Origin of the sequence: Acinetobacter sp. BIGb0196, assembly GCF_011759595.1 — a bacterium.
GTDB classification, from domain to species: Bacteria; Pseudomonadota; Gammaproteobacteria; order Pseudomonadales; family Moraxellaceae; genus Acinetobacter; species Acinetobacter guillouiae.
In genome coordinates, this window is record NZ_JAAOZA010000002.1 from 980,646 (window position 1) to 1,001,682 (window position 21,037).

The 21,037-nt window shown below is 39.5% G+C and carries 16 protein-coding genes; 10 read left to right on the forward strand and 6 right to left on the reverse strand.

Annotation, left to right across the window (positions count from 1 at the left end; translation table 11 throughout):
* Positions 1-216 precede the first annotated feature (216 nt).
* The 3 genes from pheS (at position 217) to FHR28_RS17375 (ending at position 4,002) form a co-directional block, all read left to right on the forward strand.
* Positions 217-1,197, forward strand: a complete 981-nt coding sequence (gene pheS, locus FHR28_RS17365; protein WP_004723046.1) for a phenylalanine--tRNA ligase subunit alpha — start codon at positions 217-219, stop codon at positions 1,195-1,197.
* Positions 1,198-1,327: 130 nt separating this feature from the next.
* Complete coding sequence (pheT, locus tag FHR28_RS17370; RefSeq protein WP_166783161.1) at positions 1,328-3,709, forward strand: phenylalanine--tRNA ligase subunit beta; 2,382 nt, start codon at positions 1,328-1,330, stop codon at positions 3,707-3,709.
* Positions 3,706-4,002 (forward strand): integration host factor subunit alpha, encoded by a 297-nt coding sequence (locus FHR28_RS17375; protein ID WP_004723042.1) that lies wholly within the window; start codon positions 3,706-3,708, stop codon positions 4,000-4,002. The genes pheT and FHR28_RS17375 overlap by 4 nt, the downstream gene beginning before the upstream one ends.
* A 556-nt stretch (positions 4,003-4,558) precedes the next feature.
* On the opposite strand, the gene FHR28_RS17380 is transcribed toward FHR28_RS17375, so the two are convergent.
* From FHR28_RS17380 to trxA, 3 genes are all read right to left on the reverse strand, one after another.
* Positions 4,559-4,819: a hypothetical protein gene (locus FHR28_RS17380; protein ID WP_004723040.1), complete on the reverse strand. Its 261-nt coding sequence runs from the start codon at positions 4,817-4,819 to the stop codon at positions 4,559-4,561.
* Between the two features lie 380 nt (positions 4,820-5,199).
* Positions 5,200-6,468, reverse strand: coding sequence for a transcription termination factor Rho (rho, locus tag FHR28_RS17385; RefSeq protein WP_004723038.1), 1,269 nt, complete (start codon positions 6,466-6,468; stop codon positions 5,200-5,202).
* 344 nt (positions 6,469-6,812) lie between these two features.
* Positions 6,813-7,139 (reverse strand): thioredoxin, encoded by a 327-nt coding sequence (gene trxA, locus FHR28_RS17390; protein WP_004723035.1) that lies wholly within the window; start codon positions 7,137-7,139, stop codon positions 6,813-6,815.
* 292 nt (positions 7,140-7,431) lie between these two features.
* On the opposite strand from trxA, the gene ppx reads away from it, so the two are divergent.
* The 6 genes from ppx to FHR28_RS17420 all read left to right on the forward strand — a co-directional run bounded on the left by ppx (position 7,432) and on the right by FHR28_RS17420 (position 13,094).
* Entirely contained in the window at positions 7,432-8,952 is a 1,521-nt protein-coding gene (gene ppx / locus FHR28_RS17395; protein WP_096733198.1) for an exopolyphosphatase, read from the forward strand.
* A gap of 102 nt (positions 8,953-9,054) precedes the next feature.
* Complete coding sequence (locus tag FHR28_RS17400) at positions 9,055-9,879, forward strand: acetyl-CoA carboxylase carboxyltransferase subunit alpha (protein ID WP_004819131.1); 825 nt, start codon at positions 9,055-9,057, stop codon at positions 9,877-9,879.
* Positions 9,816-11,195: a tRNA lysidine(34) synthetase TilS gene (gene tilS, locus FHR28_RS17405; protein ID WP_166783162.1), complete on the forward strand. Its 1,380-nt coding sequence runs from the start codon at positions 9,816-9,818 to the stop codon at positions 11,193-11,195. The genes FHR28_RS17400 and tilS overlap by 64 nt, the downstream gene beginning before the upstream one ends.
* Positions 11,192-12,022, forward strand: a complete 831-nt coding sequence (proC, locus tag FHR28_RS17410; protein WP_004819135.1) for a pyrroline-5-carboxylate reductase — start codon at positions 11,192-11,194, stop codon at positions 12,020-12,022. Before tilS ends, proC begins: the two co-directional genes overlap by 4 nt.
* Before the next feature lie 26 nt (positions 12,023-12,048).
* The gene (locus FHR28_RS17415) at positions 12,049-12,618 is read left to right on the forward strand and encodes a YggT family protein (RefSeq protein WP_004723028.1); all 570 of its coding nucleotides are present in this window, start codon (positions 12,049-12,051) and stop codon (positions 12,616-12,618) included.
* 113 nt (positions 12,619-12,731) lie between these two features.
* Positions 12,732-13,094 (forward strand): hypothetical protein, encoded by a 363-nt coding sequence (locus FHR28_RS17420; protein ID WP_151957190.1) that lies wholly within the window; start codon positions 12,732-12,734, stop codon positions 13,092-13,094.
* A 155-nt stretch (positions 13,095-13,249) separates the two neighbouring features.
* Here the strand turns inward: FHR28_RS17420 and polA are convergent, their stop codons facing one another.
* Positions 13,250-16,012, reverse strand: coding sequence for a DNA polymerase I (gene polA / locus FHR28_RS17425; protein WP_166783163.1), 2,763 nt, complete (start codon positions 16,010-16,012; stop codon positions 13,250-13,252).
* A 162-nt stretch (positions 16,013-16,174) separates the two neighbouring features.
* Between polA and FHR28_RS17430 the strand changes: the two genes are divergently transcribed.
* The gene (locus tag FHR28_RS17430) at positions 16,175-18,892 is read left to right on the forward strand and encodes a DUF2339 domain-containing protein (protein ID WP_166783164.1); all 2,718 of its coding nucleotides are present in this window, start codon (positions 16,175-16,177) and stop codon (positions 18,890-18,892) included.
* A gap of 100 nt (positions 18,893-18,992) precedes the next feature.
* Here the strand turns inward: FHR28_RS17430 and FHR28_RS17435 are convergent, their stop codons facing one another.
* Together FHR28_RS17435 and FHR28_RS17440 are read right to left on the reverse strand one after the other, a co-directional pair.
* Positions 18,993-20,168 carry a thiolase family protein gene (locus tag FHR28_RS17435; RefSeq protein ID WP_004723023.1) on the reverse strand — a complete coding sequence of 392 codons (1,176 nt, stop codon included), beginning with the start codon at positions 20,166-20,168 and terminating at the stop codon, positions 18,993-18,995.
* 117 nt (positions 20,169-20,285) lie between these two features.
* Complete coding sequence (locus tag FHR28_RS17440) at positions 20,286-20,708, reverse strand: GspH/FimT family protein (RefSeq protein WP_228722098.1); 423 nt, start codon at positions 20,706-20,708, stop codon at positions 20,286-20,288.
* Positions 20,709-21,037: the final 329 nt, after the last annotated feature.

Consider the following 21,037-nt stretch of genomic DNA (forward strand, 5'->3'; position numbering starts at 1 on the left):
TTTTATAGATCTCAGCGACATTAAATCCATTTTATACTTTTTATAAATCAAAGTTCTAGCATTTCAACAGGAATCAAACAGGGAAATATACAAATTATTTAGAATAAGTTGTGACTAATCGTATTTTTTGTAAAGCGGAAACTTCATTCAACTGCATAAAAACTGTTAGAATATAGAGTTATATTATTTTTCTAAAATATTGCTTTGAGAGTTACTATGTCACTGGAAGCCCTGACCACTGAAGCGCTCGCTGCGATTGCAGCAGCTCAAGACCTGACTACACTCGACCAAGTACGAGTGCAATTTACAGGGAAAAAAAGCCAGCTTGCGGAACAATCTAAGGCACTTGGCAAAATGGACCCTGAAGAGCGTAAAGTTCAGGGTGCTGCAATTCATGCAGTACGTGAAGCGATCAGTGCAGCGTTGACTGAACGCCAAACTGAATTACAGAAAGCTGAATTAGAATTAAAGCTAGCAAGTGAAACAATCGATATTACTTTGCCTGGACGTGGGCAAGCTGTAGGAAGTATTCATCCCGTTACTCAGGTTCAAGAACGTATTTGCCAATTCTTTACCAAAGCGGGTTTTACTGTTGCGACAGGGCCAGAAGTTGAAGATGATTATCACAACTTTGAAGCATTGAATATTCCAGGACATCATCCAGCACGTGCGATGCATGATACGTTTTATTTTGATGCAAACCATTTACTACGTACCCATACTTCAGGTGTACAAGTACGCACAATGGAAAACTCGCAACCACCGATTCGTATCGTTTGTCCGGGGCGTGTTTATCGTTGTGACTCAGATCAAACCCATTCTCCAATGTTCCATCAAATCGAAGGTTTATACGTTGCTGAAAATACCAGCTTCGCAGAATTAAAAGGTTTGTTGATTAATCTGCTAAATGAATTTTTTGAGAAAGATTTAAAAGTACGCTTCCGTCCGTCTTATTTCCCATTCACTGAGCCAAGTGCTGAGGTGGATATTATGGATGAGCGTGGTCGATGGTTAGAGGTTTTGGGTTGCGGTATGGTGCATCCAAATGTTCTACAAGCTGCGGGTATTGATCCTGAAAAATATAAAGGCTTTGCATTTGGTCTTGGTGTAGAGCGTTTCGCAATGTTGCGTTATGGCATCAATGATTTGCGTATGTTCTACCAAAACGATGTGCGTTTTTTACGCCAATTTGCTTAACAAATTTATACCTCTCCCTGACCTCTCCTAAAAGGAGAGGGGATGTCTAAGATAATGAGACGAAGGGTTCTGCCTCTTTTTTAAAGGGAGTCAGAGAGGAATTCATAGATATTGAATATAGGTTTTAGAAATGAAAATTAGCGAAAATTGGCTTCGCACATGGGTCAACCCTGCAATTGATAGCGATACCTTGTCTGATCAACTGACCATGTTGGGACTTGAGGTGGATGAACTGGTTCCTGCAGCTAAACCATTTACAGGTGTGGTGATTGGTGAAGTTTTAACTGTTGTACAGCATCCTGATGCAGATCGTTTACGTGTCACCACAGTGAATATTGGTTCGGGTGAACCTTTGCAAATCGTATGTGGTGCGCCAAATGTACGTGTTGGGATGAAAGCACCTGTTGCAACCATTGGTGCAGTGCTCCCGGGTGATTTTAAAATTAAAAAAGGCAAACTTCGTGGTGTTGAATCACAAGGAATGCTCTGCGGTGCTTCAGAAATTGACCTAGAAGATAAAATTGATGGTCTGTTAGAACTTCCTGCTGATGCGCCTGTAGGCACAAATATTCGAGAATATTTAAATCTTGATGATCATGTGATTGATATCAGCATCACACCAAACCGTGGTGACTGTTTCAGTATTCGTGGGGTGGCACGTGAAATTGGGGTAATTAACCAATTGCCTGTAACAGCATCTGAAATTCAAGAGGTTGCGGCTACGATTGCTGATCAGAAGCAAGTTGTTGTGACAACGGATGGTTGTCCTCGTTACTTAGGTCGTGTGATTAAAAATGTAAATACCAAAGCAGCTACGCCTGCATGGATGGAGCAAGCTCTAGCACGTTCAGGTATTCGTCAACACAGTATTCTTGTTGATATTACCAACTATGTGCTTATGGAACTTGGTCAACCGTTACATGCGTTTGATGGTGGTCAGGTTCAAGGTTCAGTGCATGTGCGTCAGGCAAGTGCAAATGAAAAGCTTGTTTTGTTAAATGAACAAGAAATTGAATTGACCAAAGATGTTATGGTGATTGCAGATGATGTAAAAGCATTGGCGATCGCGGGCATCATGGGTGGTTTGTCCTCATCTGTAACAGATGAAACCACTGAGATTTTCCTTGAATCTGCATTCTTTGCACCATTACATATCGCAGGCCGTGCACGTCGTTATGGTTTGCATACAGATGCGTCACAACGTTATGAACGTGGTGTGGACTTTGAATTGCCTATGATCGCAATGCAACGCGCTTCACAATTGATTCAAACTCTTGCAGGTGGTGATTTCGGTCCAATTACTGTATCTGAAAAAACTGAATTGTTGCCTAAACGTGAAGCAATTGAGTTGAATCAAGCACAAGTGGATCAATTGCTGGGTTATCAAGTTCCTACTGCATTTATTACAGATGCGCTGCAACGTTTGGGTTGTGATGTGACTGTAAAAGCTGAAGGTGAATGGACTGTTGTACCACCATCACATCGTTACGATATGGCAATTTATCAAGATTTAATTGAAGAAGTTGCGCGTATACATGGTTATGACAATATTCAAATTAGTCTGCCAGTGATTGATGTAAAACTTGCTAAACATCAGGATCAATTTGAACTGACTCAGTTACGTCAAACTTTAGTAACACTGGGTTATCAAGAGGCGATTAGTTTTAGTTTTGCAGATTTAAAACTTGAAAAACAATTGAATTCACAAGTAAATCCATTAGCGCTTGCAAATCCGATTTCAAGTGATTTGGCGGTCATGCGTTCAACTTTACTTTCAAGCTTAATTCCGTGTGTTCAGTACAATATCAATCGTCAACAAAGTCGTGTGCGTTTCTTTGAGCTAGGGCTACGTTTTGATTATCAAAACGCAAAAAGTATAGAAGATTTGAAACAGATTCCAACTTTGGCTATGATTGCTGTAGGATCAAAACAAATTGAATCTTGGCATGGAAAAGCTCAAGTTATGGATTTCTTTGATCTCAAGGGCGAGGTCGAAGAGATTTTAGCAGCTGGACGTGTTCACGTTGAATATGTTCGTTCTGATCGTGAATGGTTACATCCAGGTCAGTCTGCGGAAATTCTCGTGGATGGGAAATCAGTAGGTTATTTAGGTCGTCTACATCCATCTTTGGAAAATGCACTGGATTTGAGCACAACTTGGATCGCAGAGCTCGACCAATCGGCTGTTTTGCAAACTTATGTATCTAATTTTACAGAATTATCACGATTTCCATCGGTTAGACGTGATATTGCGCTTGTAATTAGTGATAAGATTAATGTTAGTGAAATTCAGCAACTTATCGAAAAAACGGGTGGAGAGCTTTTAGACTCTACTTGGTTATTTGATGTGTATACAGGGCAAGGTGTTGAACAAGGTAAGCGCTCTTTGGCATTTGCATTGTTATGGCAACATCCATCACGTACACTCGAAGATGCTGAGATTAAATCCGGTATGGATCATATTATTCAAGTGTTAGAAGACACTTATCAAGCGACATTGAGGGCCTCATGACAGCATTAACAAAAGCAGAAATGGCTGATCATTTAAGTGAGCTTACGAGTTTAAACCGTCGTGAAGCAAAACAAATGGTCGAGTTGTTCTTTGACGAGATTAGCCAAGCATTAATTGCAGGCGAACAAGTCAAACTTTCAGGTTTCGGAAATTTTGAACTACGTGACAAACGTCAACGTCCAGGTCGAAATCCTAAAACTGGAGAAGAGATTCCAATCTCAGCACGTCGAGTTGTAACATTCCGTGCAGGTCAAAAATTTAGACAACGTGTGGGTACAGAACAAGAAGATTAATCGGCAATTTGTGTGTCGTAAGATGAAAGCTCTGTAATCTAAAAGTTTTGTAAGATAAAAACCCTGAGTAATCTGCTTGGGGTTTTTTATTGCAAAAAATAAACATCATTTGAATTCGGTCAACCAGCTTTGCTGTAATCACTGTGATAAGACTGGAATATTGTTTTTACCCTTATATTAAAAGATCAAATGGTTTACCTAGATGCGGTTTTAATTAACAACAGGGTGGGGAGAGATTTTGTAATTGTTGAATAAAGGCAAGGCCCTTATGCAGGATAAATTTATTTTAAGAAAGTTCTTAGCATCTTTATAAAAATGCAAATAAGTAAACCTATTCTAGTATTGGTTAAGTTGATCTGAATACGCTTGCAATTTTAAAGGGCAATAACCAAAGTAGAGTATAGTGCCATGTTTTTGTACTTATGGGATCTAAGGGGGCTGTAGTGAAAGCTAATGCGGCTTGTTTATGATGATTTAAACTTTAAGGTAAAAAACAAAGCAAAAAAAAAAGAGAACCTAAAAGGTTCTCTTTTCTTGATAATAATCTAAGCGATTATTATTGAGCAGCTGAAGCAGCAGCAGAAGCGTCTGCAGCAGCAGCAGTAGCATCAGATGCAGCAGCAGTAGCGTCAGCAGCAGCATCAGTAGCAGATGCAGCAGCAGCGTCAACAGCAGCAGTAGCTTCAGAAGCAGCTTCTACAGCTTGAGAAGCAGCAGTGTTTGCATCAGCAGCAGCTTCTTCAGTTTTTTTAGCACAACCAACGAAAGCTAAAGTAGTAGCAACTGCAGCAGCAATAGCGATTTTTTTGAATAACATGGCATCACTCTCATAAATTTAATAGAGACAAAAAACCCAAGTTAGCCTGTTTTTTGCTTTTTGCATGAGCAGTCTAACTGGTATGCGAATATGCTATCACTGCGCATTTTGAATTGCTACTGTTTATCTTAAAAAAACTGACCAAATTGATGAAAAAATGATGTTTTTTTAACAGTATTTTACAATCAAGTTGCGTTTTTAGATTGGTTTATTGATAAATAAGTTATTAATAAATATAAAAAATCTTGATGAATAATTTTTATATTCAAATATTTGCAATATCGTGTAACGTTGAAACTCGATGATTGTATATTTATGTAAATAATGTCAACCAAATAAAAAGGCTACTCTTAGAGTAGCCTTTTTAAGTATTTATTGAATTAGTTGGCAGCTTTGCGCTTCATTTGATCAAAGAAATCATCATTGGTTTTGGTTTCTTTCATGCGATCCAACAAGAATTCCATCGCCACTAATTCATCCATAGGATGAAGAAGCTTACGAAGAATCCATACTTTACGTAGGTTTTCTTCGCTCATGAGACGCTCTTCACGACGCGTGCCTGATTTTTTGATATTCATTGCTGGGAAGACACGTTTTTCAGCAATACGGCGATCAAGGATGATTTCTTGGTTACCTGTACCTTTGAATTCTTCGTAGATCACTTCATCCATTTTACTGCCTGTTTCAATCAATGCAGTCGAAATAATGGTGAGAGAACCGCCTTCCTCAATATTACGTGCAGCACCAAAGAAACGTTTAGGACGTTCTAAGGCATGTGCATCAACACCACCTGTAAGTACTTTACCTGATGAAGGAACAACAGTGTTATATGCACGTGCTAAACGCGTGATTGAGTCAAGTAAGATCACAACATCTTTTTTGTGCTCTACCAGGCGTTTGGCTTTTTCAATCACCATTTCAGCAACTTGGACATGGCGAGCTGGAGATTCATCAAAGGTTGATGCAACAACTTCACCACGCACAGTACGTTCCATTTCGGTCACTTCTTCTGGACGTTCGTCGATCAGAAGGACAATCAAGAAACATTCAGGATTGTTACGCACAATAGATTGGGCAATGTTCTGTAATAACATCGTTTTACCCGCTTTTGGCGGTGCTACGATAATTGAACGTTGACCTTTACCGATGGGTGCAACCAAGTCCACGACACGCGCTGTCAAATCTTCAGAAGAACCATTACCCAGTTCCATAACCAATTGCTCAGTTGGGAAAAGTGGTGTGAGGTTTTCAAATAAAATTTTATTGCGTGAGTTTTCAGGGGTGTCATAGTTAATTTGATTAACTTTTAATAATGCAAAGTAACGTTCACCTTCTTTAGGTGGGCGAATCGTACCTGTAATCGTATCACCAGTTCGTAGATTAAAACGACGAATTTGTGAAGGACTAACATAGATATCATCCGGACCTGCAAGATAAGAACCTGCAGCGGAACGTAAAAAGCCGAAACCATCAGACAAAATTTCAAGAACACCATCACCAAAAATTTCTTCGCCATTCATTGCATGGCGTTTGAGGATGGCAAAAATGATGTCTTGCTTACGGTTACGAGCCATTCCTTCAAGGCCCATAAACTCAGCAATTTTAATGAGTTCGCCGATCGGTTTTTTCTTGAGTTCAGTTAAATTCATAAATGGTCAGATTGAATAAGGATGTGTGGAACACAGATAAAGAGAAAAGAAGCAAAAGTCGCCAGCAGTGTAATAGGTGAGTTGAAATTGTATAGACACAAAAACAAACTCAGAATCTATGTAGTTCTTTCGAGGAGAAATATGTAAAACAATTTCTGTTGCCGAACGGCGATCTTATGTGTTGTCCTTTAAGAAACAGGAAGAGAATCCTAATGTTCCTTGAGCATGGAATATAAGTTAGATCAACAAGTTTGTCAAATTATAGTCGAAAAAAAATACGCTAGAAAATCAAGCGTATTTCTCATTTTCCTAGATTTATACAAATAATGTATAAATTCAGCAAATTAAATATTTTCTTCAATGAATGCAGTTAATTTAGATTTTGGCACTGCACCAATTTGTTGAGCAACAACTTCACCATTTTTAAACATCAATAATGCTGGAATGTTACGAATGTTGTAGTTGACCGCAGTTGCTTCACACGCAGTTACATCAACTTTAACGATTTTAACTTTACCTTCAAATTCAGTTGAAAGTACTTCAAGGACTGGTGCAATCGCTTTACACGGTGCACACCAGCCTGCCCAGAAATCTACGATTACAGGAATATCAGATTGAAGTACATCTGCATCAAAGTTGTCATCAGTGGTATTTACGATATTGCCAGACATGGATTTTGCTCCAAAATATTTTAAAGATGAATCTATCTATGGATATAAGTATTACATAGTCATCTTTAACAATGTAGGGGGATGATTAAATTTTCATTCTAATTTGTGAGTTTGTCCAATTGATGCTCACGATATTTACAATCGGATCTTTAGAAAAAGCAGTGAAACTGTCACATAATTGTCATATATGCTGAAAAAATAATGACTCATCAAATTGTCTAAATAAATGGCTTTTAAAAAGCGTGTATGTGAATTAATCTAAGCAGCAATTCAGTATGAGTTTGTATAAATAATGTCTGATTTTTTGATTGATGAAGAATTACTTGCTGCGATTGATATGGGGTCAAATAGTTTCCATTTGGCAATTGCTCGTGTGGATCATGGTGAAGTTAAGAAAGTTGCTTCTATGTCAGAAAAGGTTCAGCTTGCAGCTGGATTAGATGAAAATAAAAACTTAACTGAAGCTGCACAGCAACGGGGCTTGGCTTGCTTAGCGCGTTTTGTTGGGCGTTTAAGTTCAGTACAGCCGACTCGACTCAGAATTGTCGCGACAAATGCGCTGCGTCAAGCGAAAAATGGGCATGAATTTATTCAAAAAGCAGCGGAGATCTTGCCAAAACCCATTGAAATTATTGCGGGACGAGAAGAAGCCCGACTCATTTACTTGGGTGTTTCACATACCATGGCCAATAGTGGTCGACGTTTGGTGATCGATATTGGTGGTGGATCTACTGAACTGATTATTGGTGAAGAGTTTGAGCCGATTCATACTGAATCTTTACAAATGGGCTGTGTGGCCTTTACTAAAGCCTATTTTGCTGATGGCGATATTAACAACAAAGCTTTTGATAAAGCTGTGGTTGCTGCGCGTAAAGAATTATCTTCGATTGCAAATACCTATAAAGCTGCTGGCTGGGATACTGTGGTTGGTTCGAGTGGAACCATCAAAGCCTGTCGCCAAATTGCAGTCAATATGGGCTGGAGTGATGAGCAAGAGAATCTGACCCGTGAAGGTTTAGAGAAATTAAAAGATAAATTGCTGAAATTTAAAAATATTTCAGATATGGAATTTGATGGTTTAAAAGAAGATCGCCGAGCAGTATTACCTGCGGGTTTAGCGATTCTTTATGCTGTATTTGAAGTCTTGAATATTGATAAATTGGTGTATTCGGATGGGGCATTGCGTGAAGGTGTAATGTATGACTTGCTCGGCCGTTTCCAACATGAAGATATTCGCGATCGTAGTGTACAGGCGATGATGGGACGCTATGGCGCAGATGCAAAACAAGCTGAGCGTGTGGTTGAAACAGCACAACATTTGTTTAATGCTGTGGCCAGCACGCTTAACTTAAACAGTGATGATAGTGATCTGTTGCGTCGAGCTGCTTATTTGCACGAGATCGGTTTAGCTATTAGTCATAGTGGTTATCAAAAGCACAGTGCTTACTTGTTACAACATTCAGACATCCCTGGTTTTTCACAAATTGATCAAAACCATTTGTCACATTTGGTCGCTCATCACCGTCGTAAATTACGCGTAGATGCCAAATTAGACGTGTTAAAAGTGGGCGGCAACAAGCTTGTGTACTTGTGTTTGTTACTTCGTCTTGCAGTTTTACTAAATCATAGTCGTAGCGATGAGATGCTTCCTGCCATTGAATTGACGGTAGAGAATGAGCAACAATGGCAACTCAGCGTTTCTGGTGATGCCAAACAATGGCCATTGCTGGTTGCAGATTTGCATGATGAGCAAGTGCAATTTAAGCATTGGGACATTGAATTGAATATTCAGTCGGAACAGTTTATCGATTAACTTAAAGGTTTGGTGATGATGGAATGATCAATCATTTCATATCACTTAAACCTAAACTTCCGATGCGTAATCCATCGGTGAATTAGGGATAATACTCGACTTATGAAAAATAAAGCTGCTCAATCTCAAGCTTGGAAAACGGTTCAAATTGCACGTCACCCTGAGCGTCCGCAATTTTTGGATTACGTAGGCGAAATCTTCACTGAATTTGATACCTTGCATGGTGATCGTCTATACGGTGATGATGGTGCGATGGTGGGTGGATTGGCCCGTTTTAACGGTCAGCCAGTAATGGTTGTGGGTCAACACCGTGGTCGTAGTACGCGTGAAAAATTACAGCATAACTTTGGGATGTGTAATCCTGAAGGATACAGAAAGTCTCAACGCTTACTGGATATGGCGGAACGCTTTAATCTTCCTGTGTTTACCTTTGTTGACACCATGGGAGCATACCCGGGTATTGGTGCTGAAGAGCGCGGTCAAGCAGAAGCAATTGCAACCAGCTTAGCGCAACTTTCAAGCCTTAAAGTGCCAGTCATTGCAACTGTTTTAGGCGAAGGTGGTTCTGGTGGTGCGTTGGGCATCGGTGTTGCAGATCGCGTTATTATGCTTTCACACAGTATTTACTCTGTGATTTCACCTGAAGGTTGTGCATCTATTCTATGGAAAACTGCAGATAAAGCAGAACAAGCCAGTGAAGCACTTGCATTAACTGCTGACAAGCTCAAAGAAATTGGTATTGTTGAATATGTGGTTGATGAAGGTGAGGGGGCTCATTTACATCCTTTTGAGGTTATGGAAAAACTCAAGGATGTGTTAAAACAAGCGCTTGATGAATTACAGCCAATGACTGCGGAAGAACGATGCGAAGCACGTTATCAACGTTTAATGAAGTTTGGCAGCGACAATTTAGGTCTTGCTTCTTAAAACAGTATTCTCAATTTCCTGAAAATACCCGTTTCTTAATCGGATGTAGTGGTGGTATGGATTCCATGCTGTTGCTACATCTGATGACACAACTTTTCCCCAAGAAAATTCGTGCAATTTATGTCAATCATCAACTGCAAAAAATCAGTGATGCGTGGGCTGATTTTGTAGCTCAACAATGCACAGCGCTCAATATTCCTTATATTCTTCAGCCGGTTCAAGTCGCTCAAGGCAATCTTGAGAATCAAGCACGTCAAGCGCGTTATCAAGCCTATTTACAGCATATAGATGAAAATGAGGTATTGGTTCTTGCACATCATCAGCAAGATCAAGCTGAAACGTTAATGTTGCGTTTGCTATCAGGTGCGGGGGTTACAGGTCTATCTGCAATGCAATCCATCGATCAGCGCGATCAATTGCTGATTTGGCGACCTTTACTCGATACTTCCCGTGAGCAGATTTGCCAATGGGTTGAGCAACTGCAAATCGATTATGTGGACGATCCTTCCAATTTAGATATACATTATGATCGTGCATGGTGTAGACACGAACTTTGGCATATTTTGCAAAGTCGTTATCCTAAAATGCAGCAAGCATTGGCACGTACCAGCTATTTAATGCAAGATGCTGCTGAAATTCTCAATGAGGTGGTACAGCAGGATTTAAGCTTTTGTGGTCATCCTGCACAATTGGATTTAGCCAAATTGGCATCACTTTCCCCTGCTAGACAGCGGCAACTTCTCTCTATGTGGATGAAAGGTGAGGGGACATATCGCCCAGCCTTGGACATGGTGCAAAGGCTACAAGATGAAGTAATTGAGTCTAAGACAGATGCGCAAGCCGCTTTACATTGGAATCATTTCTATTATTTACGTTATCAAAATCAGTTGTGTCGAATTGAACAAAACCAATATTTAGCATCAAAATCTAAACAATTGCCTCAAGAACAAGAAGTTCAATTTCAGCTTCATCAACAACTACAATTCACATCTGGTGTGTTTCAGATCGAAAGCTCTAAAATGGGCCTGGCTTTTGCATTATTCAATCATAAGCTAACATTAAAGCCGCGTTTGGGGGGTGAAAAAATTCACCTTTATGGCAGAGTAGGTGCTTGGCCCTTAAAAAAAGCCATTCAAGAAGCACATATTTTTCCGTGGATGCGTCATACAATTCAAATATTAAGTGTAGATAATGTTATGCTTGGGGTGTTTACACCAAATGGTTTTTGGTTGGCGCAATCTGAATATTGTGAAGTGGGTGGATGGCAACCAAATTTAATCTCTGAGCTAAAAACTAAGGTCGAGCGTGATTCATGAGTGCAGCGTTAAATTGTAATATTACTTTCATTGGTGGTGGGAATATGGCACAAGCCTTAATCGGTGGCTTGTTGAGTCGTGGATTACCTGCAACACGTATTACAGTTTCTGACCCCTTTGAAAACATTCGACAATTGCTACAAGAAAAAGATGTTCATGTGACTGATGATAATATCGCAGCAATTAAAAATGCCGATATTGTTGTTTTTGCTGTAAAACCTCAAGTTTTGGGTGGGGTACTTAAACCATTAAAAGGTTTACTCGAAGATAAATTATTGATCTCGATCGTTGCTGGTGCTGAAATTAAAACGATTTCAGACTTAACCGGCAGTGAGCGTGTTGTTCGTGTTATGCCGAATACCCCTGCTTTGGTTCAAACTGGTGCACATGGTATGTTTGCGAAACCAGAGGTCAGTGCTAAAGACCGCGAATTGGCAACACAAGTACTTGCTGCGACAGGTTTAACGCTTTGGGTGAGTTCTGAAGCACAGATTGATGCTGTGACTGCTGTTTCTGGTTCTGGTCCTGCATATTTCTTCTATATGATGGAAAGCATGATCCGTGCTGGAAAAAATATGGGTTTGGATGAAAAAGTTGCAACTGCTTTAACTTTACAAACAGCACTTGGTGCAGCACAAATGGCAATTACCAGCTCAAATGCACCTTCAGAATTGCGTAAAAATGTGACTTCTCCAAACGGCACTACACAAGCTGCTTTAGAAGTATTTGATCGTGCTCAAATTTCTCAAAATATTCAGACAGCTTTAGCTGCTGCGCAGAAGCGTAGTCAGGAACTGGCTCAAGAATTAAGTGACAGCATTAAATAATTATTGATTTTTAGGAACGTTCCAGTATGGGTGCAAATTCTGCGCAAATTTTTGGCATTATTATTAACGTAGCGATTTTGCTCGTATTCTTTCGTTTTTTAATGCAATTGGCCATGGTGAGTCCATACAATCCAGTGGTGATGTCGACAGTTAAAGCGACAAAAATTGTGGATATGTTTGGGCGAATTTTTCCGCCTTTGGCCAAAGGGCGAGTAAATACAGCTGCATTAGTTTTGCTAGTGGTGTTATATCTGCTTAAAATTTTTGGAATGATGTACTTGCAAGGTGCAATACCCAATAGTCCTGTGCATTTGATCATTTTAACTTTTGTTACCATGATCCAAGACCTGATTCGTTTTTGTCGCTATTTAATTTTTGCGACCATTATTCTCAGTTGGGTGGTGATGTTTACCCAGTCAAGATCACCTTATATTGAAGTGATTCAAGAGCTTGCTGAACCGTTATTGGCCCCGTTCCGCCGTATCATGCCAAATATGGGAATGATTGATCTTTCTCCAATTTTAGCGATTTTGGCATTGATCATTGCTGAAAAAGTTATGGATTATGCTGCGATTGCATTGTTAACAGGTCTTTAATTTACCAGTTTAAATAGCAAAAGGACTCAATCGAGTCCTTTTTTTGTGAGATAAAGCAAATGGTGATCTAAGTGGGTTATTAGTAAACTTTAAATGGTAAAAAATAGAATCATATGAAAATTGAAACCAATAATTTAAATGCAGAGTTTTATTTGGCTTCGCTCGCTTTGGGTGTTTTAGAGGCAATGAAACTGGGGGCTGTTCAGCCAGAAGTCGGGATATGGTCATTAGGAAGATTACAAGGTTTACATCAGTTTGAGCATTCATTAGTTCTCTCTGAAGATTTGAAGTATGTGATTGGTTGTTTTGATGAAATTGATGTGTGGTCGAGTTTAGATCCTAAAAATGGTTTAGAAAAACAACAAACCATGATTGAAGAGTTAAAGGTGCTATGTCTGAATATTTTAAGAAATTTAAGCTACAAAGAAATGAGTTTAACAATCACATTATCAATGGAAGAGCATGATTTAGATTAGAGTTTTTGATAATTTAGCTATATTTATGGCAAATATGTTGGATATTTAAATATAGTGATTTGAAAAATATTAGTATTTAGTTGGGATGACAGATATTTAAAAAATATCTGTCATCCCAATTTTCTTCCTAGACGGACTGGGAATGTTGTAAAGGCTTAATGTGCTTCACCCCAATTCTTGCCTTGACCGACTTCAACAACTAACGGTACTGATAAGGTAACGACTTTTTGCATCACATCTTTAATCTGTGCAGCCAATTGATCTGCAATAGCCTCATCAACTTCAAACACCAATTCATCGTGTACTTGAAGTAAAAGTTTGGCTTGGTCTTGAGGTAAGATTTTATTGACTTCAATCATCGCCATTTTAATGATTTCAGCCGCAGAGCCTTGAAGTGGTGCATTAATTGCAGCACGTTCCGCACCTTTACGCACCATCATATTTCGAGCGTCAATATCTGGTGTATATAAACGACGACCTGTAATGGTTTCTACAAAACCTTGTTCCAATGCCACTTGGCGGGTACGTTGCATATACTCATAAATACCCGGATAACGGTGGAAGTATTGCTTAATATAGTTTTGCGATTCTTCACGAGTAAAGCCCAGTTGACGAATCAAACCAAACTCAGACATACCGTACAATAAACCAAAGTTAACGGCTTTGGCTTGGCGGCGTTGATCAGAGGTCACATTTTCCAGCGCGACACCCAAGACCTCAGATGCTGTACGACGGTGTACATCTTGGCCATTTTGAAAGGCATCAACCAAAGCATCATCTTGTGAGAAATGCGCCATTAAACGTAATTCAATTTGTGAGTAATCGGCTGCCAAAAGTACACGACCTTGAGGTGCAATAAAGGCTTTACGAATCTGACGACCAATTTCTTCACGTATCGGAATGTTCTGTAGATTTGGATCGGTTGAAGACAAGCGTCCCGTTGCTGTTAAGGCTTGATGGTAACTGGTATGTACGCGATGGGTATCGGGATTGGCTTGTTTGACTAAGGCTTCGGTATAGGTACTTCTAAGCTTGGTTAAACCACGATACTCAATGATCAGTTCAGTAATTGGATGATCGATTTTTTCTAAAACCGCTTCAGAGGTACTGTATTGTCCAGTTGCAGTTTTTTTGCCACCTTTTAAACCTAATTTTTCAAATAAAACTTCACCGACTTGTTTGGGTGAGCCGACATTAAAAGATTCACCAGCGATTTCGATAATTTGATTTTCAAGATTTTGAATGGTATTGGCAAAGTCCACACTGAGCTGATCCAAGAAGCTTAGATCAAGTTCAATCCCATTTTCTTCCATGGTCGCCAAAACACTGGCTACTGGCATTTCAATGTGATGTAAGATATTGATCAGTTCAGGAATTTCTTTCAGCTTACGTTCTAAAACTTCATAAAGACGGTAAGTGACATGCGCATCTTCTGCTGCATAATGTCCAGCGGTTTCAATCTCGATTTGATTAAAGGTCTTTTGTTTTGCACCTTTACCAGCAACTTGTTCAAAAGTTGTGGTCAAATGGCTCAGATAAACGCGCGCAACATCATCCATACCATGGCGTGTTGTTACTGCATTCAAGACATAAGAGGCCAGCATGGTGTCAAAGTACCAGCCTTGTAAATGGATACCGTGATTTTCAAAAATATGCGCATCGTATTTTAAATGATGTCCAATTTTTTCAACACTTGGATCTTCAAGAATCGGTTTGATCTGCTGAATAATTGCATCACGATTGAGTTGCTCAGGTGCACCTTCATAATCATGTGCCAAAGGGATGTAATAAGCATCGTTGGCATCAAAAGCCACTGAAAAACCAACCATTTCAGCGATACGGTAATCTAAACTTGTGGTTTCAGTGTCAATTGCAAAACGTTTTTCTGTGCTTAAGCGCTGGAAGAGCTTATCCCATGCTTCTTGACTTAAAACAGTATGATAAGTGGCTTCACCAAGACGGTCATCAACACTCGAGCTTGTTGCTTGATCTGTAATTTCATTTTCAACAGGCTGCTCAGTTTTGCCAATACTTTGTGTTGTTTGTTTATAGGCTGAGCTATTTGGATTATTGGGATGATCTAGCGATTGTAATTGATTACGGAATTCAAGTTCAGTATACAAGTTGCGTAATGCTTCAACATCAGGTTCACACAGCTTTAAATCATCATAGCTCAAGCTTAAATCGAGATCGATAACAATACTTGCCAATTGATGATCAAGTGCAATCCCTTCAACATTGTCTTTTAAACTTTGTCCAACTTTACCTTTGATATTGTCAACATTTTCTAAAATGCCAGCAATCGTACCATATTCATTTAACAGCTTCGCTGCCGTTTTTGCACCTACACCAGGTACGCCACGAATACCATCAGAGGCATCACCCATCAAGGTTAAATAATCAATAATTTGATCTGGACGGACGCCAAATTTTTCGATTACACCGTCGACATCCATCGGTTTGTCTTTAAAACTGTCTTCGAGGGTCACTTTATCCGTGACCAACTGCGCCATGTCTTTATCACCCGTAGAAATCAAAACTTGATGACCAGCTTTTTCAGCACGTTTTGCCAAGGTTCCAATAATGTCATCCGCTTCAGCACCCGGAAGCGTATGTAATGGAATACCTAAAGCACGAATTAAGGCATGCAAATAAGGGATTTGTTGTGATAATTCTTCTGGCATGCTTGGGCGGTCACCTTTATATATCGGTGACAGTACATGGCGAAAAGTCGGTTCAGGCGTATCAAAAATAACCGCCATATGTGTTGGTTGCACACGACGCATCAGTTTTTGAATTGCAGAAATTGCCCCACGAATCGCATTGGTCTGTAATCCAGTTGATGTGGTTAAAGGTGGGAGTGCATGAAAAGCACGAAATAAAAAGTATGACCCATCGACCAATACAAATGGTGGCATTGATATTTTCCTAATTCAAATAACCGCTTTATTGTACGTGATTTTTTGCGCTTGCGAAGATGCAACAGTCATCCTTGTGTTACTGAATATCTGATGAATTCACATAATCATCAGGCAAGGCTGTTGTATCATCGAGTTACTCAGGATCGAGAAAGATGAAATATGCTCAAAGGGCAGAGTGAAATTCGCATCATTTGGTTAATGATGCTGATCATTATCGCAGTCAGTGCATGGTTTTTAGATGCACGGATATTGACCTATATCTGTGGTTTGGCATTTGTCATGAGTGTGATGCAGTATGTGGATGCGATTCAAGATCCATTGCAACAGATCGCGCAACAGACACGGGTTCCACTGCAAAGCACCTCGAAAGTGCCATTATATATCTCCTCGATTATCGCCGTTGTGGGTTTAACACTGCATTTGAGCTGGATGGTGGGTTTAGGGTTAACTGCTTGGATTTTCTTTTTTTTACGCTGGTTACGCCGTTTAGAGCGCTATTTGAGCCAAGTTCAATTGCAAATTCAACACTTGAATTTGTCAGAACAGCGATCTCCAGATTTAAACCATCCATCATCTATACAACAAAGCATCGGCACGCCACAAGATTCGTCGCTAAACTTAATGGGGCAAATTCGCCAATGGATTTTTCAAGGCAACCCTGTTTTGAAAGTTGCGATCTTGGTTTTGGTGATTGGTATTGTGTTGCTGCTGCGTTTTGCGACAGAGCATTGGCAATTAAGTTTAGCAGTCAAACTTTCAATTGTTGCTTTGTCCAATGGTGCAATCACTGCGTTGGGTGTAGTACTACAAAATAAAAATCGTAGTTTTGCTTTAGCAATAGAGGGCTTGGGGCTTGCGGGATTATTTTTAACCTTATTCTTTGCCTATTACAATCAGGTGATTCCGAGTCTTTATCTGGCAAGTTTGTGTTTTGCTGTAATTATGGCGCTGACATTGAGTTTAAGCTTAAAGCAGCAAAGCGTGGAATTGGCATTGATGGCAGTGCTTATCGCTTATATTGCACCATTTACGTTGCCTGTGCGAAATGCAACGGTAGCAGAACTGATGGCTTATTATTTAGTGATTAACATTGCGATTGCTGTACTGAGTACATTAAGACCTTGGAAATATTTAAATCAGATCGGTTTTTTAGTGACTGTAATCATTGGTGGTGGTTATGCGTTCTATCATGGCTATAGTCAAGAAAAACAATCACTCACGATACTTATTCTTGCACATCTTGCAGTATTCATTTGGCTTGGTTTTCGATTTAGTCAATTGATCGCCAAACAGGATCTTGAGCAATTTAAACTGAAACCCAGTTTAGATGTTGCGTTGATTTTTGGTGCACCGATAATTGGCTATTTATTTTTATATTTAATGTATTTTCACCAAGAACTGATTCTTGCTGGTTTTAGCCTTGGTTTTGCTGTGGTGTTTGCTGGGATTTATCAGCTTTCAAAACGTAATCAATCTATTCAACTGATTTCTCAAAGTTATTTTAGTTTGGCATTGATCTTTCTTGCTTTAATTCCACCGATTCTTCTGCATGGTCAGTGGAGTGTGGTGGGTTGGGCTGTTGAAGGCCTCTGTATTTTTGGCTTTGCTTTATATCGACAATCGGTGATCAGTCGTTATATGGCGATTGCCTTGTTGATTGTTGCAGGCTGTTCAAGCCTTTATTACTTGTTTGAATTGCCTGATTTTCCAACCACGATGTATTGGTACTTATGTTTAAGCTATATCGCCGTGGTGTTATTGGCAAATAGCCGTGATGATTTTCGCAAACAGATCAGTTCAGTAACGACGTTGTTTTTAAGCCTACTGATGATTTCTGCAACCACGATGATTCTTGCATTATTGCTTGATCTCTTAGAGGGAGAGAATCGATATATATACAGTGTATTGATTGTAGTTATTGCTTATCTGTTGATGAATGAATTGATGTTATGGCTAAAGGCCAGATCAACATGGTTGATTCCAAAATGGATTGGGGTAATTCCCGTCTATGTATTTACACTCATTTTATTGCTGGATATTAGTAAAAATGGCATGTTGCTATGGACCAGTGATATTGAACGATGGGGTATCGCAGTTTCAGGTTTAGTGCTAGCGACAGTCTGGTTAAGACCTGCAAAAGGGCTACAGTTTGAAAGTGAATGGCTCAGTTTAGGTGTTTTAATCAGTTTAAGTCTAAGCAGTCTTAGCTTAATTGCAACGATGCCTTATATCAGCATGGTCATTTTACCTTTAGTGTTTTGTGGATGGTGCTTCTTTCAGAAAAACTCAGAATGGACAATGTTTTGGCAAACGCGCAGCAGTTTGTTACTGATGTTGATTTGGATGATTTGTTCTCAGCTATTTTCACAGCAAGCATTTCAAGGATATTTATTACCAATCTTAAATCCCTTTGATTTGGTTAGTATCGCCATGTTAATTGGTTTTTTCTGGATGCTGAACCTTCAATTTAAACAAGCTTTGAAGCCGGGAGTCGACCATGGAATACTTGCAGTACTATGTGTTTTAAGTTTGTTATGGCTGAGTAGCTATATCGTTCTAAGAGCCTTACATGTGTATTTTGCTACACCTTATAACCAACTGAGTCTTTGGCAAGATGCCACTGCTCAACTGAGTCTAACCTTGCTTTGGGTAAGCTTAGCCTTTATTGCGATGAGCTTTGCTAGCCGTAAATTATTACGTCCTTTATGGATTTTAGGGGGGAGCATTTTGGTGATTGTCACCTTAAAATTGGTACTGTTTGATTTATCTCATATTGGAACGTTAACGCGCGTGATTTCTTTCTTGGGTGCGGGTTTTGTGATGCTGATTATTGCCTATATTGCCCCGATTCCAGAGCAGAACAATTTAAATCCTTAATTATGAATTGAGCGATATTTAAGTTGTTCAGGTGAAAGCAAAATAAAAGAGGCGTCTACCATGTAATAGACGCCTCTTTTTAATTCAAGGATTGAGGTGCTTAAAGAATTTCAATCGCTACAGCAGTCGCCTCACCACCACCAATACAAAGGGCAGCAATACCTTTTTTACCACCAGTACGTTTTAACGCATGAATCAAGGTCAGGATGATGCGTGAACCTGTAGAACCAACAGGATGGCCGAGGGCACATGCACCACCATGAATATTGACTTTTTCAGCGTCCAATTTAAATTCATCGATAGGGCACATGGTAACCATAGCAAATGCTTCATTGATTTCCCATAAGTCAACATCTTGAACATCCCAACCGGTTTTATTCAGTACCTTTTGGATGGCACCTACTGGGGCAATGGTAAATTCAGAGGGATGTTGTGAGTTTGAAGCATAGGCAACAATTTTTGCTAAAGGTTGAAGCCCTTTTGCTGCAGCATGATCCGCAGAGGTTAAAACCAGCGCAGATGCACCATCTGAAATTGAACTGGCATTGGCTGCCGTGATTGTTCCATCTTTGGCAAACGCAGGGCGCAAGCTAGGAATTTTGTCGATATTGGCATTAAATGGTTGTTCATCTTGATCTATAACAACATCGCCTTTACGGCTTGAAACTGTGACAGAAACGATTTCATCTTTAAACCAACCTTCAGTAATGGCTTTTTGTGCACGTTGTAAAGAACGAATCGCAAAATCATCCATCTGTTGGCGTGTATAGCCTTTGCTATTTGCCATATCTTGGGCAAAAGAACCCATTAAACGACCTGTTTCAGCATCTTCTAGGCCATCAAAGAACATATGATCTTTTACTTCGCCATGGCCCATGCGATATCCGCTACGTGCTTTTGGCAAAAGATAAGGTGCGTTGGTCATCGATTCCATACCGCCAGCAACAATCACATCTGCTGAACCTGCTTTGATTGCATCCGCAGCCTGCATAACTGCTTTCATGCCTGAACCACACAATTTGTTAATAGTTACAGCACCGGTTGAATCAGGTAAGCCAGCTTTGCGCATCGCTTGGCGGGCCGGGCCTTGTTTTAAACCCGCAGGTAAAACACATCCCATAATGACTTCTTGTACATCATTTGGTTGTAAGCCAGCACGGGCAATGGCTTCTTTAATCGTCGCAGCACCTAGTTCTGGCGCAGTCAAACTGGTCAGGCTTCCTTGAAAACCACCCATAGCTGTACGCGCACCATTCACAATTACGATGTCAGTCATTGTTTTAATCTCCAAATGATTATTCTGTGAATATATCCAAAACCTAAGCAGTATATAAAAAATAGTATAAGAATAAAGTCTAGCGATTGAATATATGCTGACCGTAGAGAACAGTTTTTAACATTCAGGTGGCGGTCCTAAATTTATTGCACCCATTCGTCCGATTTTGTAGCGCTTATTATTTTCTGCATCATATTGGCTACAATAATAGAAGCTTCCAGGTGAACCTCTGGGCAAACCTGTATCACCTTGTAAAGTCAATACATCTCTACTGCTGGCACTTCCGACCCACGTTAGCTTGCCATATTTAATTTTATTTTCAGTTTTGAGGAGTATGTGATCTTCAGCATCGACTTGTTTGTTTTTATTTTTATCTGTAAAAATAAGTAATCCTTTGTTCCATTTGTCTTTTTCACATCGAATTAAATCTTCGGATGAACAAATGACCACAGTAGTATGTCGGACTAAAGCTTGACTTCTTGCATAAGAAACATGCTGTTGAATACCAGCAGATATGATTCTAATCTCTTGTTTTTGCATCCAATTATGATAGTGAGGCAAACAGATTAGGCTGATAATTGTAAGGATACAAATAGTGGTGATAAGCTCGAACAAGGTTAGGCCTTGCTCTTTACAATAAAAATACATCTTAAGGTCTTCTGTTAAGTCTTGTTTTTTATTTGAAAAATAATGATTTTTCTATTAAATTTAATTGAAATGTTAACGTAGTAAAATATTTATTACTATCAGTTTCTTTTACTGCTAAAATGCACGTAGCAAAAAGATAAGCGATCCACGCAAAAAAATTGAGTAAAAAGTTACCGAATTACAACGGAAATTGTAAGTAATTTTGTCAATAATTTACTTGA